This window comes from Photobacterium sp. (assembly GCF_057456235.1).
The window spans coordinates 174636-192129 of the sequence record NZ_JBVCPH010000001.1 but is presented as its reverse complement, the minus strand read 5'-3'; the positions used below and the strand labels follow the sequence as shown (position 1 = coordinate 192129).

12 protein-coding genes and 1 CRISPR repeat array are annotated in these 17494 nt (G+C 46.9%); of the genes, 9 read left to right on the top strand and 3 right to left on the bottom strand.

What is annotated here, in order from left to right; all coding sequences use genetic code 11:
• Nucleotides 1-444: 444 nt before the first annotated feature.
• Complete coding sequence (locus AC2204_RS00705; protein WP_318923383.1) at nucleotides 445-876, bottom strand: Hsp20/alpha crystallin family protein; 432 nt, start codon at nucleotides 874-876, stop codon at nucleotides 445-447.
• Nucleotides 877-1103: 227 nt separating this feature from the next.
• On the opposite strand from AC2204_RS00705, the gene AC2204_RS00700 reads away from it, so the two are divergent.
• Nucleotides 1104-2303, top strand: coding sequence for a patatin-like phospholipase family protein (locus AC2204_RS00700; RefSeq protein WP_318923382.1), 1200 nt, complete (start codon nucleotides 1104-1106; stop codon nucleotides 2301-2303).
• Between the two features lie 202 nt (nucleotides 2304-2505).
• Here the strand turns inward: AC2204_RS00700 and AC2204_RS00695 are convergent, their stop codons facing one another.
• Entirely contained in the window at nucleotides 2506-2970 is a 465-nt protein-coding gene (locus tag AC2204_RS00695) for an RNA methyltransferase (RefSeq protein WP_107282747.1), read from the bottom strand.
• Between the two features lie 333 nt (nucleotides 2971-3303).
• Between AC2204_RS00695 and cas3 the strand changes: the two genes are divergently transcribed.
• From cas3 to cas2e, 8 genes are read left to right on the top strand one after another with little or no spacing between them, the layout of a single operon-like run.
• Entirely contained in the window at nucleotides 3304-5988 is a 2685-nt protein-coding gene (cas3, locus tag AC2204_RS00690; protein WP_318923379.1) for a CRISPR-associated helicase Cas3', read from the top strand.
• Between the two features lie 21 nt (nucleotides 5989-6009).
• Nucleotides 6010-7614, top strand: coding sequence for a type I-E CRISPR-associated protein Cse1/CasA (gene casA / locus AC2204_RS00685; RefSeq protein ID WP_318923378.1), 1605 nt, complete (start codon nucleotides 6010-6012; stop codon nucleotides 7612-7614).
• A complete protein-coding gene (gene casB, locus AC2204_RS00680) occupies nucleotides 7614-8195 on the top strand; it encodes a type I-E CRISPR-associated protein Cse2/CasB (RefSeq protein ID WP_318923376.1) in 582 nt (193 codons plus the stop codon). The genes casA and casB overlap by 1 nt, the downstream gene beginning before the upstream one ends.
• A 12-nt stretch (nucleotides 8196-8207) precedes the next feature.
• A complete protein-coding gene (gene cas7e / locus AC2204_RS00675) occupies nucleotides 8208-9245 on the top strand; it encodes a type I-E CRISPR-associated protein Cas7/Cse4/CasC (RefSeq protein WP_318923375.1) in 1038 nt (345 codons plus the stop codon).
• A gap of 14 nt (nucleotides 9246-9259) precedes the next feature.
• On the top strand, nucleotides 9260-10012 hold the full coding sequence (gene cas5e / locus AC2204_RS00670; RefSeq protein ID WP_318923373.1) for a type I-E CRISPR-associated protein Cas5/CasD: 753 nt from the start codon (nucleotides 9260-9262) through the stop codon (nucleotides 10010-10012).
• Nucleotides 10012-10710, top strand: coding sequence for a type I-E CRISPR-associated protein Cas6/Cse3/CasE (cas6e, locus tag AC2204_RS00665; RefSeq protein WP_318923372.1), 699 nt, complete (start codon nucleotides 10012-10014; stop codon nucleotides 10708-10710). Before cas5e ends, cas6e begins: the two co-directional genes overlap by 1 nt.
• A 24-nt stretch (nucleotides 10711-10734) precedes the next feature.
• Nucleotides 10735-11655: a type I-E CRISPR-associated endonuclease Cas1e gene (gene cas1e, locus AC2204_RS00660; RefSeq protein ID WP_318923371.1), complete on the top strand. Its 921-nt coding sequence runs from the start codon at nucleotides 10735-10737 to the stop codon at nucleotides 11653-11655.
• A gap of 2 nt (nucleotides 11656-11657) precedes the next feature.
• Nucleotides 11658-11957: a type I-E CRISPR-associated endoribonuclease Cas2e gene (gene cas2e / locus AC2204_RS00655; RefSeq protein ID WP_318923370.1), complete on the top strand. Its 300-nt coding sequence runs from the start codon at nucleotides 11658-11660 to the stop codon at nucleotides 11955-11957.
• 88 nt (nucleotides 11958-12045) lie between these two features.
• A CRISPR array of direct repeats spans nucleotides 12046-14393; the repeat unit is 29 nt; unit sequence GTGTTCCCTGTATCCACAGGGATGAACCG.
• A 161-nt stretch (nucleotides 14394-14554) separates the two neighbouring features.
• Here the strand turns inward: cas2e and AC2204_RS00650 are convergent.
• Nucleotides 14555-17389, bottom strand: a complete 2835-nt coding sequence (locus AC2204_RS00650) for an FAD-binding and (Fe-S)-binding domain-containing protein (RefSeq protein WP_318923369.1) — start codon at nucleotides 17387-17389, stop codon at nucleotides 14555-14557.
• Nucleotides 17390-17494 lie beyond the last annotated feature (105 nt).

Here is a 17494-nt window from a genome sequence, read left to right as displayed (position 1 = left end):
ATACCAATATGAACATTAATTATTAAGACAGTTCTCATTAATAAGATTACTGCCATAATTAAAGAATCATACTTCCAGTATTATTTTTGTTGATAAATACAGTCAGGCTACCCCTGACTCAGCTATCTGAAGCCTTAGTTATTCCTTTCTGGTTAATGTTTTAGTAACAAGTCGGATGACTGACCACACTATTACTGTTGATATATTGGATTATAGAACAGATAAAATGAAATGCATTGCAGATGCGTCAAAATTCACCGAATCTTAATTGGTGTCGGCAATGGCGGGGGACGCCGAGAGTCGATTATGCCTGACACAAGAGAGAGAGGTCGGTGGGTAAAATGTGAGGCGCAATATTACAAAGGTAAAAAAAAGTACTCCTTAAATGTGAAAAAAGGCTGAAAACAGCATCAGCCTTTTTCTTTATCTTCATGATATTAATGTTTATTTCACTTCTATTTGAATTGGTTTAGGTTTGCTCGATTCAAGTTTTGGGACTTGAATTTTCAGCAAACCATTGTGAAACTCAGCGTGAATATCTTCTTGCTTGGTATCTTGACCCACATAAAAACTGCGCATGAATTTACCGGTATGGCGCTCCTGACGAATTATTTTACCGCCCTCCTTTTCTTCGACTTCTTGTTGCGTGCTCGCTTTAATTATCAGTGAACCGTTCTCTATCTGTAAAGATACATCTTCTTTATTTACACCTGGTAGTTCTGCTGATATTTCAAAGTTATCTTCATTTTCAACAATATCGACTCTTGGTGTCATTGTTTCTGCACTCAGTGTTTGCTTCAGCATAGGGAATGCACTGTCAATATCGTCAAACATATGAAAAAGGTCACGCCATGGATTGCGAGGTACTATGTTCATAATATTCTCCGTCAAATTTCATCATCGCATCATCGCATCATTGCATTTATATGTTAGTCCAACTTTGTTGGAATGTAATATAGGATGTAAGAATGAGATTTAAATTTTATATTAGGTAAAGTGGTTTGGGTATACAATGAATTACAGGCTTAGTCCGAAATGTTAATAAAATCATCATTTAGTACGCCGATTTGAGATACAACCTAAATTTTTAATGCGAGTAAACTATGGCGAGTCACTTACTGTTAAATACAGGTATGATTGAGCGACAAGTTGCAATGCAATTCTTGTCTCAAATCGATCAGGCTCAGAAAAAAAAGTTAGCGCTAGTGGTTCAAGGTGGCGGGCAGAGGGGCATATTCACCGCTGGTGTATTCGATACTTTTCTTGAGGCTGGTTTTGACCCCTTTGAGCTATATATCGGTACCTCTGCCGGTGCGCTCAATCTATCATCTTTCATCAGCCGTCAGTGTAGATTTGGTTATAATTTTATTGTTAATTACACCACCGATGATCAATTCTTCAGTCTCTATAAATACCTGAGCCAACAAAAACCGCTTAACTTAGATTGGGCGTTAGATGCCGTCTCAGCAAAGGGGCCGATGCCACTAGATATCACGACTGCCCGGAAAATTTTACGGTATCGTCAGGCCTTTGCCTGCGCAACTCGTAAAGATACTCTGCAAGATATTTATCTGCCGTTGTATCAGAAAAACTGGAAAGAGGTTCTTCGGGCAAGCTGCGCAATTCCTGTTTTGTACAATCAAAAAGTCAATTTTAACGACCTGGAATGGGTCGACGGCGGGGTGAGTGCAGCGATTCCCGTGAAGGAAGCATGGAAACGCGGTGCCGATCTGGTTATTGTTGTGCGAACCGAACCGGTTGAAAGTGGAAATAACGGGGTAGGTGTATTAGATGACTGGCGGGGAAAAATTGAATCGAGATTGCCGCAATATATTGAAAAACTTAGCCTGAACCAGTCGTTAGATAAAATTAAAGCGATTCACGATGATCTTACTCAGCGTTTTGACTTATGGAAGGGAAATAGGAGTAATAATAAAGCTCCAATGAATCAAACTCAGGACGACGATCTAATGAAGAGCGATAATGGTAGTTGGAAATGGTTTACTGCCGATAACTTCGACCGTTTTATTGCTATTACCAGCAAGGGTAAAAATAATGAGGTGGTCGAAATGCTAACGAACTATTATCAGTCACATCGTAAGTTAAATGACTTTCTGACTCACCCTCCAGAAGGATTGATGGTCATTCAAATTGCACCAGAAAAAAGCTTGCGCAGCAGGGCATTGCTGAGTGACAAGGATGACCTGGAAGTTGATTATCGGGAAGGGAAAGAGATCGCACATCATTTTATCAAACACTTTGCAGAGATCCTTAATGAAAAAACAACATTGAGGCAGCGCTGATCTGTTTAACGAGTCTAGCCATTGAAAAATATTGTTTTTTTCATGCACGCTCTACTAAAAAGCGTGCATGATCTCTGCTAGTGTTTTGAACAACCTCAAAAGAATCCACGCCCGTAATTTTGTGTGCCAGTAACCGAACACAGCGTTATAAGGTGCGCACGACTGACTGTTGTGGCTATCTTCTATTTGTCAGTGATTGTTTCTAGTGATTTGAGAACTCTACACCATTTTCGATTTTTGCCATGCGATCATACAGAATCACGTTTACGGCGGCCGCAAGGTTCATGCAACCTTTGGTGGGGACGTAAATGGTGTCGCGACAAAATGCAGTAATTTCTTTTTTCAGCGTGCCGTCTTCAGGGCCGAAGATGTAAAACGCACGCTCTGGGTGTTTGTACTCAGGAAGAGGTTTAGCCCCTTCAATAAGATCAACGGCAACAGGGGTACAACCCATCGGGATGATGTCTTTAAGTTCTTCGACACCAATTAGCGGAATGCTGCGGTGAACATCTTTTGTATCGGTACAGAACTGCTTGGCCATATCATAGCGTGTCCCGGTATAGAATACAGTGTTGACACCGTAGCAGCCCGCAGCTCGCATTACCGAACCGACGTTTTCAGGAGTTTTAGGGTTAAACAGCCCCACACAAGAGTAGCCTTTGCTCATTACTGTACTTCTTCGATAAAAAATTGAAGCGGGATTATATACCCAAACCCCATCAAGATGCGAGGTTCAGAGAGTCTCACGAAGGGCGAGGTTCATTGGCTTTTATTCTGTGTTAGCCATTCTCTAAATAGAACCACTATTCATTCAGATGACTGTCTTGCCTAAAAGCCAATGAATTCTCGCTGAATTCTTCATCTTGAGGGGGGATACGTGTTTTTATAAAAAATCAGGTAGGAGTGATTCTGATAATAAACAAAAAGGTGATCACAGGCTCAGCCTATAAGGCCGTGATGAAGGCATAATATGAGAATGGTTGACTATGGCATAATCACAGTGAAAAATTATTTTTGTTATTGGGGTAAAGCAGACAAATCAGATGACAGTGACATTTTCCATTTGTTGCCATATCACAGCTTAGATGTTGCAGCGATTGGCTGGGAACTATTTGATGAAAATAGTCACTGGTGTAAAGAGCTGGCTGAGTTTTTGTCTGTTAATCCAGTGCAGCTGCGTCACCTAATCACATTTACGCTGGCATTGCATGATTTGGGTAAGTTCTCTGGCGCTTTTCAATCGCTCAAAACATTTGAATCCCATCAGTGTGAAGCATTAAAAACAACACTTGATTATAACAGCGGCAGTGGCCGCCACGATAAGTTAGGGCACTATTTTTGGCACTGTTTTGAACAGCAAGAAGCCTTTCAGTCTGTTTTAAATACTAACGGCGTTGAAGTATCTCAGAAGAATTTTGCGCGGACCTTAAAAATTATCATCGGCGTATCACTGGGGCATCATGGCAAGCCCGTAAATATCGGCAGTAATGAAATTCTGGCATTACAAAAATATTGCCATAACCAGAATACGCTTGATGCATGGGATTTTGTTTCTGACGCTGCAGCCTTATTTCAACCCTGCTGGCCTGCGCATTGGTTTACAGATAAACAACGACAACAGAACTTGAAACAGATCAGTTGGCATTTGGCTGGTATCGCAGTGATTGCCGACTGGCTCGGTTCAAACTCGAAATTATTCACCTATCGTTCAGATGTGATGCCGCTATCAGAGTACTGGCTGCAAGCAAAGAAACAGGCGAAGAAAGCCATTGCACAAACCGACTTATTCAAATCGTATATGCCACGTCCTTTTCATTCGATTAAAGATCAGTTTGGTTTCGACTCCACGCCGCTCCAACGATGGTCAGAGTCGGTTGATTTAGGGCAAGGCCCGCAACTGTTCATTTTAGAAGATGTGACAGGTTCGGGGAAAACTGAAGCCGCCTTAGCACTGACTCACCGTTTAATGGCTAATGGCCAGGCAGACGGCTTTTATTTTGGGCTGCCTTCTATGGCGACATCCAATGCCATGTATCAACGTATTGCCGACCATTATCATTCTATGTATCAGGATGAACAGAGACCGCCGAGCCTTGTTTTAGCCCACAGTGCGCGAGAAATGAATGATGGATTTCGCCAGTCTGTTATGACCGAAAATTCCGATTCTGACTATAGCAAAGGCGACGCATCAACCTCTGCAACCTGTAATCAGTGGCTGGCTGATTCACGTAAAAAAGCCTTATTAGCCCCCGTGGGTGTCGGCACATTAGATCAAGCACTGTTAGCAGTGTTACCGCAAAAGCATCAGGCATTGCGTATGGTGGGGTTGCATCGCAAGATTTTGATCTTTGACGAAGTGCATGCCGCCGATGAATTTATGCTGGTACTGCTAAAAGATTTGATGGCATTGCATGTCAGGCAAGGGGGAAGCGTAATTTTACTGACGGCCACCTTGTCGAACGTTCAGAGGCAAGCATTGGTCAACACCTGGCAGCAAGCCCTGCAAGTGGAAGAAAGCTCACTCAATGATCAGTCATTCCCATTGGCAACCCAAGTCAATATTAATGGTGCTTCTGCAACGCCGCTGACTTCCCGTAAAGAGGTGAGTCGAGAAGTGGGCGTTTCATTTGTTCACACCTTTGACGATTGCGTAACAAAAGTGCTCGATGAAGCAAAAGCGGGCCGTAGCGTGGTCTGGGTGCGCAACTCTGTTGATGATGCAAGGGCCGCTTATCAGGCTATTTCTGACCATGTGGGCGATCACGAACGTTGCCTGTTATTCCATAGCCGTTTTGTATTAGCAGACAGAAAACGGATTGAGGATCGCGTTCTCAAACATTTGGGTAAACGCTCAACCCATCAAGATCGTAACGGTTTCATTGTTATTAGTACCCAGGTATTTCAGGAAAGTCTCGATGCAGATGCCGATGTGATGCTCACGGATATCTGCCCGATTGATGATCTGATCCAGCGCGCGGGACGTTTGCACCGTCATACCCGAAATCAGCAGGGTGTGGTGGAACAAGGCATTAAAGATGGGCGGGCGAAACCTGAATTGACCATTTATGCGCCAGAATGGTCAGCCGAGCCCGGTATCAATTGGCTGAAACAGGATTTCCCCAATACCGAGGCGGTATATCGCTCACCAGCAAAATTGTGGCTCGGAATGAGAATCTTAAAACAACTTGGGGCGATCCGGATGCCGGAGCAAGCAAGGGATTTGATTGAAGCGGTATATGGCAATGGGGCGAATAACCACATTCCTGATGCATTGTTTGGGGCAGATGCCATCGCAAAAAGTGAAGGACGGCATAAACATACTCAGGCCAACCAGCAGACCATTAACTGGGGAAAAGGCTACTGCACAGGCAGTGCTAAACAGTGGCTGGATGATGAAGTGGAAATAAGTACCCGATACAGCGAATACGAAACCGTAGAAGTTGTTGTGCTGAGCCGTGATGAAAACCAGCAGCTAGTACCGTTGGTGCAAGATAACCAATTTGCCATTCAGCTCAGTACCCTCAAATTAGCCAAAATAAAATTTGCCGACAAGTTACACCAGCTCAGTGAAGACGACGAGCAGCAATTTAAAGCCCGCCATCCGCAAAGTCGCTATAAGCAACTTTGGCTCGCAGAAGATGATGAAAGTTATCGCTATTCTGCTACGAAAGGATTTCAAAGCTAATCACATAAAGGTAAAGGATTTATGAACTTACTCAACGATCCATTCCTTACCGTCAGGTATCGAAATGGCGATCAACAACGCATTGTGCTGGCTGATATTATTGACCCTGATATTGTCGACTTTGCTTTTCCTCGCGCCGATTTTACCGGGGCCGCCTATCAGTTTGTGATCAGCGTATTGCAAACCGCCTTTGCCCCACAAACGCTTGATGACTGGGAAGAGTTGTATTCTGAGCCACCAGAGAAAGACGAATTGCAGCATGCGTTCAACCAGATTCAGCATGCGTGTAATCTTTGCGGCGATGGTCCGCTGTTTATGCAGGATTTTGAATCGCTCCAGGATGTGAAAAAGCCGTCGCCGGTTTCTGGCCTGCTCATTGAAGCGCCGGGTGGAAATACCCTGAAACTCAATACCGATCACTTTATAAAACGGGGTGGGTGTGAGCATTTATCGTTGCCTATGGCTGCAATGGCACTGTTTACCTTGCAGGTTAATGCGCCATCCGGTGGGCAAGGGCACCGAACGGGAATTCGTGGTGGTGGGCCATTAACCACCCTGCTGATGCCAAATAATAAAGAAGCGTCTTTATGGCAAAAATTTTGGCTGAATACATTAAGCCGAGAGGAGTGGGAATATGACGATCCCGATTTTCATTCCGAGCGGCTGTTCCCCTGGCTAGGCGCAACGAAGCAAAGTAAAAATAATGGAACAGAGGTCTATGCATCCGACGTTCATCCGTTGCACCAGTATTGGGCTATGCCACGCCGTATCCGTTTGCTAGTCGATGAACAGCCAGAAATATGCGCATTAACCGGAGAGCTAAGCTCAGTTTCTGTGAGTGAGTACCTGACCCAAAACTATGGCTATAACTACAGCGGTAGCTGGTGGCATCCCTTAACGCATTACCGCACTAATCCCAAAAAGCCAAATGAAGATAACCTCTCAACTAAAGGTCAGCCCGGCGGAATAAGCTATAAGCAATGGCAGCCACTGACATTAATGGATCAAGAGAATGGCAGCCACCCCGCTATGGTTGTTCAGGCCTATACCCAAGATCGGTTTGATTATCTTGCTGGTGAAGAAGGTTTCACCCCAAGGCTATGGGCATTTGGCTACGACATGGACAACATGAAAGCCCGAGGCTGGTATTCGGCTGAATTACCGTTGTTTCATTGCCCTAAGGCATTAAGAGATCAACAGCTGACCCATGTGAAGCAAATCCAAAATATTGCCCTTGAAATGGTATGGCACTGTCGAACCCAGGTTAAAGCCGCCTGGTTTGAAAAACCAGCTGATGCCAAAGGGGATATGAGCTATATCGATCAGATGTTTTTCCAGCAGACTGAAACAGCTTTTTATCAACTGATCCAGGCTTCAATCAGTCATAGCACCAGCACCGAATTCATTGTTCCAGCCAAAGATGCCAAAAGATGGCTTTCCTGCCTGAGGCAGACCGCTCTTGAGTTGTTTGATGAACTGGTCTTATCCGGCTTAGAAAACGGTGAAAGCAAAAACATGAAGCGCATCGCCAAAAAGCGCCGGGAATTAAGCGGCTGGTTGTATACAGGGAAAACAGTGAAAGCCTTCGAAAAAGAATATTTATCTCGCGATAGGGAGACCGTGTAATGACAACGCAAGAGAGAAAAAGTCGCCGTGATGAAGTGATTGAACAGTGGTGGAAAAAACTGCATCTGTCGCCAAAACAACTGCAGGCCGAAAAGTTAACGCCATGGCCAACTAAATACAAAGCCGAACTGAAACGTTGCGGGTCGCCCGATGCGGCCATGCTCACCGAAGGGTTTCGCAGTTTATGGCTGGCGTTACCGGAATCCATTCGGGAAAGAAAAGATCACACCATTATCGCCTGGGCAACTATTGCCTGCGCATTGGCCAATGTCAAAGATAAAACGGCGAAATCCTTTGCATCATCTCTGGGGGAAATCGCTCCCGCGACGGATAAGCCCGTCGTGAGTGAATTGCGGTTCCAGCAGCTGCAAAATGCCAAAAGTGTCGATGAATTTTTTACCCGCCTGCTGCGCATTATTAAACAGATCAAAGGCGTTGCCGAACCGGTCAGTTTATCAAAAGACATTCTTGCATGGTTCGATGAACATCATAGCCGGCAACCGAGAAAAGCCGACAAGCGCATTGCGGTGAAATGGGCGATGGATTACTACGTGCCGAATAAATCAAATAAAAAAGCTTAATTGGAGAAAAAAATGATGAGTAAATTTATCCAGTTACACCTGCTAACCTCGTATGCGCCATCCAACCTGAACCGTGATGACTTAGGCCGTCCTAAAACCGCCCGTATGGGGGGCAGTGAGCGTTTACGTGTCAGCTCTCAAAGCTTAAAACGCAATTGGCGTGTATCCGATCTTTTTCAAGAAGCGTTAGCCGATCAGATGGGAACGCGCACCAAGCGTTACGGAATCGAAGTCTTTGACCGCCTTGTGCAAGGTGGCATAGATGATAAAAAAGCAGCCAAGTGGGGCGGCATGATCGCTGCGGAATTTGGCAAATTAAAGAAAGACTCACTCGAAATAGAACAGCTCGCGCATCTCAGCCCGGCAGAAAAGAAAGCGGTTATGGCACTGGTTGAGTTACTTATTCAAGAACAGCGCGAACCCGTTCAAGACGAACTTAACTTGCTGCGTAAAGACACAACAGGTGTCGATATTGCCTTATTCGGCCGCATGTTAGCGTCAAGCCCAGAATTTAACGTCGAAGCGGCCTGTCAGGTAGCGCATGCGATCAGTGTCCATAGCGTAGCGGTTGAAGATGATTACTTTACCGCAGTCGATGATCTTAACAATGGTGCCGATGATATGGGCGCGTCTCATATTGGTGAGTCCGGCTATGCGGCGGCACTTTTCTATAGCTACATTTGTATCGATAAAGAGTTGCTGGTGAGTAATTTAGGCGGCGATTTGGAATTGGCGAATACAGCCATTGCCGCATTAACCGAAGCGGCGGTGAAAGTGTCCCCGAAAGGGAAGCAGAACTCGTTTGCATCAAGGGCGTATGCGTCTTATGTCTTGGCTGAAAAAGGCGATCAGCAGCCGCGTTCACTCTCTGTTGCTTTTTTGAAACCAATTTGGGGCGACGATCAGGCCTATGAGGCGATCACCGCACTGGAAAAGCAAGTGAAAAACTTCGATAAGGTCTACGGGGCCTGTGCCGATGCAAGGCAACATCTTAATGCCATCACCGGTGAAGGACGTTTTGAAGATTTCATCGCCTTTGTGGCTGACTAAGCAAGGGGAACATCATGGACTTCCTCGTATTTAGATTGTACGGCCCCTTAGCCAGCTGGGGGGAAGCTGCGGTGGGCGGAGATCGGCCTTCCGCCTGCTATCCTTCCCGTTCTGCCATTTTGGGATTGTTAGGCGCAGGGCTGGGGATCCGCAGAGCGGATCACCAACGTTTGGAGCAACTACGCCAAGCGGTGATGATAGGTGTGAAGCAGTACACCAGTGGTACTTTGCTGCGTGACTATCACACCACTCAAGTACCCTCGCAAGATAAAAAGCGTGTACTGCGAACCCGTAAAGATGAGCTGTCAGACGCTTTAAAACTTAATACGGTGCTTTCTACGCGAGACTACCGAAGTGATGGCATGTGGGTTGTTGCTATTTGGCTCAATGACGGGTCTGAATTGGATCTGCAGACATTGCAGCAGCATTTGATCAAACCGAAATTCGTTTTATCGATGGGGCGTAAGAGTTGTCCTTTAGCCGCGCCTTTAGTGCCGGTTATTGTCGAGCGCAGCGATCTGAAAAGTGCATTAGAGACTAAATTCCCACCACTTTTAGAGACCATCAGCGAGGATGTAATGTGGTTGAATGTTCCCGATACCATGACCTACTTCTGGCAAGGGGATAGCAGCTTACTGAAGCTGTCATCAGAAGATGCCCAAAAAGTGCAATCCCATACCCGCTGGGATGAGCCTGTTCATCGGGAACGCTGGCAATTTGCTAACCGCTTAGAGCATCAGGTCGTGTTATCGCAGGAGGACAACTAATGTATTTATCCCGCGTGAGATACCGTGAAAATGGTACTGCGAGAAAACAGCTACAGCATGTATTGAGAAATGGCAGCTATGCCAGCCATCAGTTGCTCTGGCAGTTATTTGGCGAACATGACGAGCGTAATTTCCTATTCAGGGAAGAACAAAGCCGTGGTTTTGAATCGTTAAAAGGCACGCCGGAATATATGGTGTTATCTGCCTGCAAGCCCGCGAGTTGTTCAGACATATTGCAAGTGGAAACCAAGCCATTTCAGCCTCATTTACATGAAGGTCAGAGGCTGGCATTTCGATTACGCGCCAATCCAACTGTTGATATTGCCAACCCTGAGCGCACCAGGCGGAGTAAACGGCATGATGTGATGATGCATACCAAAAAGCAATTAGCCGCAGAGGGACAAACCGATCCAATTATTGTGAAATCTGCAATGGATCAGGCGGCCATTGACTGGCTATGCAATACAAGGCGTACAGAGAATCTCGGCATTCGGTTTGATGTCGCCCCGACAGTGTTGGCTTCAGTTCAGCAGAAGACGATCCAGAAGAAGAACGATCGTATGATCAGTTTTACCGCGGTTGATTATGAAGGAATTCTCACCGTGGTAGAGCCAGAAAAATTGATTAATTCTTTGCACAAGGGCATAGGCCGTTCAAAAGCATTCGGGTGCGGCATGATGTTAATTCGGCGGGTTTGAACCGCCATTTTTTCTGGGGGCAAAATGGCTTTTATTCCGCTCAAACCCATTCCGTTGAAAGATCGAAATTCCATGATCTTTATTGGAAAGGGGCGTATTGATGTACGCGACGGGGCATTTGTCGTCATAGATGAAGTTAATGGCGAGCGCATGCATATTCCAGTGGGCTCTGTGGCTTGCTTGATGCTCGAACCCGGCACAAGGATCTCCCACGCCGCCATCAAACTGGCATCTGAAGTCGGAACCTTGATCACCTGGGTAGGGGAAGGCGGTGTCAGGTTTTATGCCTCCGGCCAACCTGGCGGCGCACGATCCGACAAACTGTTATATCAGGCGAAACTGGCACTTGATGAGCAGCTTCGTTTAAAAGTGGTACGCAAAATGTTTGAGCTGCGTTTTGGTGAAGAGGCTCCGAAAAGACGCAGTGTGGATCAACTCCGGGGCATTGAGGGCGCACGGGTTCGGAAACTGTATACCACCTTCGCAAAGCAACATGGCGTGAAGTGGAATGGTCGAAACTATGATCGGGAAAACTGGCAAGGTAGCGATGTGGCAAATCAATGCATCAGTGCAGCAACGTCCTGTCTTTATGGCATCACCGAAGCCGCAATTCTGGCCGCAGGTTATGCGCCTGCAATTGGTTATTTGCATACCGGCAAGCCGTTAAGCTTTGTTTATGACATCGCTGATGTGATCAAGTTTGAAACTGTGGTTCCCCTGGCCTTTAAAGTGGCAGCCAAGTCACCGTTACGACCAGACAGAGACGTGCGCCTTGCTTGTCGGGAGTTATTTCGAACAGACAAGACTTTGAAGCGGCTGATCCCCCTGATTGAAGACATACTCGCGGCAGGTGAAGTTGAACCACCCAAACCTTATGAAGACGCGCAACCACCCGCGATACCAGAGCCGTCTTCCATTGGTGATATAGGCCACAGGAGTCACTAAGCATGGCAATGTGCATGGTTGTAACAGAAGCGGTTCCGCCAAGGTTAAGGGGTCGGTTGGCGGTATGGTTGCTTGAAATCAGGGCTGGCGTCTATGTCGGCAATGTCAGTCGGCCGATTCGCGAAATGATCTGGGAACAGGTCGAGGTGTTGGCGGAAGGCGGCAATGTGGTGCTGGCGTGGGCAACCAATACTGAATCGGGGTTTGATTTTATCACCTATGGTGAGAACCGCCGCCAGCCTATTGATTTAGATGGCCTCAGATTGGTGACGTTTTTACCTGAAAAAGAGCGTGAAAAATAGGTGATTTGCTCTTTAAAAAACAGAGGAAATATTTGGTAGAAAAACAGAGGGTCTTTTTTCTATTTAAAATCAGTTATATAATTTTAGAGTGTTCCCTGTATCCACAGGGATGAACCGTTGGCCACACTTACGTTGACGGAAGCATCATCGTGTTCCCTGTATCCACAGGGATGAACCGCGTAAAGCTAAAGAGTTGGCTGAAATTGAAGACGTGTTCCCTGTATCCACAGGGATGAACCGGTATTGTAGAACGCGAACTAGCTTGGGGTATCGTGTTCCCTGTATCCACAGGGATGAACCGAAACTCGTAAATGCTCTGTAACTTGTGAATTGGTGTTCCCTGTATCCACAGGGATGAACCAGAAGGATGGTGGCTTAACCGTCTTAAAAAAGCGTGTTCCCTGTATCCACAGGGATGAACCGGTATCATTGTAATATGGGTTAACACTTGTCGGGTGTTCCCTGTATCCACAGGGATGAACCGCGCCATGTAGGTTCTATGTTCGTTTGATGTGAGTGTTCCCTGTATCCACAGGGATGAACCGGGACGCTAACGTCGGGGATACCGGATTAACTAGTGTTCCCTGTATCCACAGGGATGAACCGAACCAACCTTTAGGTTATGCTTATGCGTAAAAGTGTTCCCTGTATCCACAGGGATGAACCGCCTGATTTTATATTTTGGGGTAATAACAGGAAGTGTTCCCTGTATCCACAGGGATGAACCGCAAGAAGCCGAAAGAACAGATAGTGAAGGTGTGTGTTCCCTGTATCCACAGGGATGAACCGTAACAATGATAACGGCATTAGACTCTGGCAACGTGTTCCCTGTATCCACAGGGATGAACCGCAGTCGCTATTGTTTTTAGCGATGTTAGTTAAGTGTTCCCTGTATCCACAGGGATGAACCGGTGTTTCAATTAATATTGATAGCTTAGGTACTGTGTTCCCTGTATCCACAGGGATGAACCGCACTGTGTGACTATATGCATGTGCTTGAGATGGTGTTCCCTGTATCCACAGGGATGAACCGTCGAAACGGTCCGTCCAGATGGTATTGATACAGTGTTCCCTGTATCCACAGGGATGAACCGCGGAAATACAGGTAATCCCATTGTTGCCCTGCGTGTTCCCTGTATCCACAGGGATGAACCGGTTAGCTGGCCATGGGGTTGCCGCCGCCGCAGGTGTTCCCTGTATCCACAGGGATGAACCGAAATTAAAAATTAAGGGTAATCAATGAAATTCGTGTTCCCTGTATCCACAGGGATGAACCGGGTAACGTGTGCGCCCATAACCGATCGTCTGCGTGTTCCCTGTATCCACAGGGATGAACCGTGGGTTTCCTTTGTGGTATTGCTGATTTTAGAGTGTTCCCTGTATCCACAGGGATGAACCGCTGAATATTTCTGCTGAGCTAGCACAGCGCTTGTGTTCCCTGTATCCACAGGGATGAACCGCGTTTGTCTACTTTGCGGGTGAATATTCAGTAGTGTTCCCTGTATCCACAGGGATGAACCGGTGTCATCGTCGTGTGGCGGTACACCTGTGGAGTGTTCCCTGTATCCACAGGGATGAACCGGAGAAAGTGACCCAGTTTGAAGCAGGTGAACGGTGTTCCCTGTATCCACAGGGATGAACCGTATTGTAATTGCCTTTAACAAACCAAACGCTTGTGTTCCCTGTATCCACAGGGATGAACCGAATGTCTTGCGCGGTAATGTTCTTGATTCGCTGTGTTCCCTGTATCCACAGGGATGAACCGAGAAGTCGCCAGAGCAAATCATTGATGTAGACGTGTTCCCTGTATCCACAGGGATGAACCGTTTACATTCCGCGGTGTGACAACTTCCGTTAAGTGTTCCCTGTATCCACAGGGATGAACCGAAACATTGAATAACGATGATATTAAAAATCTGGTGTTCCCTGTATCCACAGGGATGAACCGGCATTAGCAGCACTAATAGTTGTATCACCTTCGTGTTCCCTGTATCCACAGGGATGAACCGTCGTCCTTGGTCCAATGGTATTTATCTTAATGGTGTTCCCTGTATCCACAGGGATGAACCGTTCACTAACACGTAACTCTGGTTTATCCATAAGTGTTCCCTGTATCCACAGGGATGAACCGCAAGGGCGGTCTGTCTTGATTTATATCCTGACGTGTTCCCTGTATCCACAGGGATGAACCGAGTGATGGCCCGTTGTGATCGTTCGAATGTAGGTGTTCCCTGTATCCACAGGGATGAACCGAAACATAGTAATCAAACAATGAACACGCATCAGTGTTCCCTGTACCCACAGGGATGAACCGAGTGGCTATCGTGCCAATCCGACCCACTCAAGGTGTTCCCTGTACCCACAGGGATGAACCGTAATACTTATCTCCGTTAGCTAATGCTTGCTGGTGTTCCCTGTACCCACAGGGATGAACCGCTTCAGGAAGAACTTAAGGGGATTGATTGTCTGTGTTCCCTGTACCCACAGGGATAAGTGATTGTGAAGATTATAACGTTGTATTAATAAGCAACAAACCCACCGTACTGAAATGCCGGTGGGTTTATCGTGATTAGCCTGTTTGTCTTGATCTGTAATAATTAAGCCTGTGGACGGCTTACTTTATCAACCAAATACAGTATTGAGCGGTATTCAATACCACTGTGTTCAGAAAGGCCAATTTCACACGTACGGCTGTTGGAGTAGCCTTCTTTGCAGTTGGCTGGAACCTGCTCTTTAAGCGGGGAAAGAGCCGAGGCGTTAAGCTCTGGTGTGGTAAAGCCTTTATCACCGGCAAAACCGCAGCACTGAATATCTTCCGGAATGATCACCTGTTTGGCGCACGTCTCTGTCACTTTCTGCATTACATCGGCCAGCCCTTTGCGGCGCGAGGTACAGGTAATGTGCAGCATTACCGGTTCATCTTGCGCCTCAATATTAATCCGTGGCATCACAAAATCGGCGATAAACTGAAAGGGTTCATAGATAGTGATATCGTTACGCATCACATCTTTGCTTAAGCTTGCGCAGGGGCTGGTATCCATCAAGATGGGTAGCTTGCCTTGCTCAGAAGCCTGCCACAGGGTCTCTTCCAGTTGCTTAGCCTTGCTGTTTGCCGCATCGACAAAGCCTTTGCTCTTATAGGGCATACCACAGCATTGGTTATCAAGCTCGCCGGGCATCACCACTTCAAAACCGGCTTTCTCAAGTAAAGAAATTGTCACTTCTGCCAGCGGTCGGGAATCCATTGCCCTTTGCTCGGTGCCCATATTACGGGATGCACAACTGGGGAAGTAGACGATTTTTTCCCGGGCAATATTGAATATTTGCGGCGCTTTCATTTTACCTGCCGGGCGCGGCATGTGCTCTGTCCAGAGCGGAAGCTTTTGACCGCTCAGTTTATAAGCCGCCTTACTCAGCTTTTTCATATTATTGCTGCCAAGCAGTGAATGCATGCCATCAGCGGCACCTAGCCCCAGCTTTGTTGCAGTGGTGATTGTCGAAAAATTATCTGCTGTCCAGCGAGCGATAGATTTAGCCAGCGGAGAGTGTTCTTCACGTAATTTGCGCATCAGATCGCCAGTATTAATCCCAACCGGACACCGGTCTGCACACAGCCCTGTTGCCGCGCAGGTATCGATACCCTGATAGCGGAAGGTTTTTTCCATCTCGGCAAGACGTGCCGGATCTTCATCAGTACGGCGCAGGCGGCTGATTTCGCGATATACCGTATTACGCTGGCGCGGGGTCAGTGACAGCTTGCGTGACGGACAGACCGGTTCACAGAAACCACATTCAATACATTTATCGATCAGGGTATCAGCCGCCGGCATTGCCTTGAGATTTTTAACATGGGCATGGTGATCGTCATTGAGGATCACCCCCGGGTTCAGAATGCCGGTGCGGTCGAAAATCTGTTTGATTTGTTGCATCAGGGCAAAGCCGTCCTTGCCCCATTCAAGCTCGACGTACGGAGCCATATTTCGTCCGGTACCGTGCTCAGCTTTTAATGAGCCCTGGTAATCGACTGCGACCAACTGGGCAACAGCGTCCATGAAAGCACTGTATCGATTGATCTCTTCTTCGGTATCGAAAGCCTGGGTAAAAACAAAGTGGAGGTTACCCGCCAGGGCATGGCCGAAGATAATGGCCTCGTGGTAATGATACCGGGTAAAGAGCTGTTGTAATTCGCGAACGGCAGGGGCCAGTTGCTCGATAGGGAAGGCGACATCTTCAATAATGACGGTTGTGCCTGTTTCGCGAACAGCGCCGACGGCAGGGAATAAGCCTTTACGGATAGCCCAGAGTTGCGCGCAGACTTTGGTATCAGTACTGAATGAGACCTGATGGATGGGGGTGAAGCTGTCGATGATGGCTGAAATAGCGTTACTTTGTTCGAGTAAGCCGGCAGCATTATCGGCGTGAATTTCAATCAATAGTGCGGCGGCTTCGCTATTGCCTTCTTTCCCGAGCCGGGCAATGAAGTCAGGCATACCAGCTTCATTGGCAACGGAGGCCAGCGAGCGGCTATCCATCAGCTCTACCGCAGCGGCACTGGTCTTACCCAGTTCACTTACCGCCAGGCACGTTCTTTCAATATCACCAAACACAAAGAGACCTGATGCCTTATGGGCATGGTCAACGACGGTGTTATAGGTAATATCAGCAATAAAGCCTAACGTGCCTTCAGAACCAATAAAGAGGTGTTGCAGAATGTCGATGGGATCAGTGAAGTCAGTCAGGGAGTTAAGGCTGTAGCCGGTGGTATTTTTCAGGCGGTATTTATGGCGGATCTTGTCCGCAAGCTCGGTGTTGTCTCTGCACGCCTGAGCCAGTGTTGTCAGATCAAAGAGCATTTCGCGATGGGTTTGTTTAAACAGGCTGACGCTATCCGGATTTAGGGTATCAAGCACCGTGCCGTCAGCCAGTACGACGGTCATGCCTGCCAGGGTTTTATAACTGTTTTGGGCGGTGCCGCAACACATCCCTGAGGCGTTGTTGGCGGCAATACCACCAATTTTACAGGTATTGATAGAGGCGGGATCCGGGCCAATTTTACGGCCATATGGGGTCAGTAATTTATTGGCTTCGGCTCCAATAATGCCAGGCTGCAGCCAGATCTGTTCGGCATTATTAAGAATTTTGTGATTACGCCATTTATCGGTCAGGGTGATCAGTACTGAATCTGACAGAGCCTGCCCGGAAAGGCTGGTACCAGCAGCGCGAAACGTAACAGGAATGTGTAAGTCGTAACAGGTTTTCACTGAAGTGACGACTTCATCTAAAGAGTCCAGCTGAAGAATGACTTTAGGGACAAGGCGGTAGAAACTGGCGTCTGTTCCGTAAGCCAGTGTCAGCGTTGGATCGGTAATGATGCGTTTTGTATTGATATTTTTTTTAAGCTGTTCAATCAGCATGGTGTAGGGATGTTCCATTGCTCAGTGCTCCATGATGATGCCTGTGCTGAGAGTAAGCAGCGACAGGAATATGCTGAATAAACGCTTTTATTGTTATGGCTTATTTTCATCATCATTACTGTT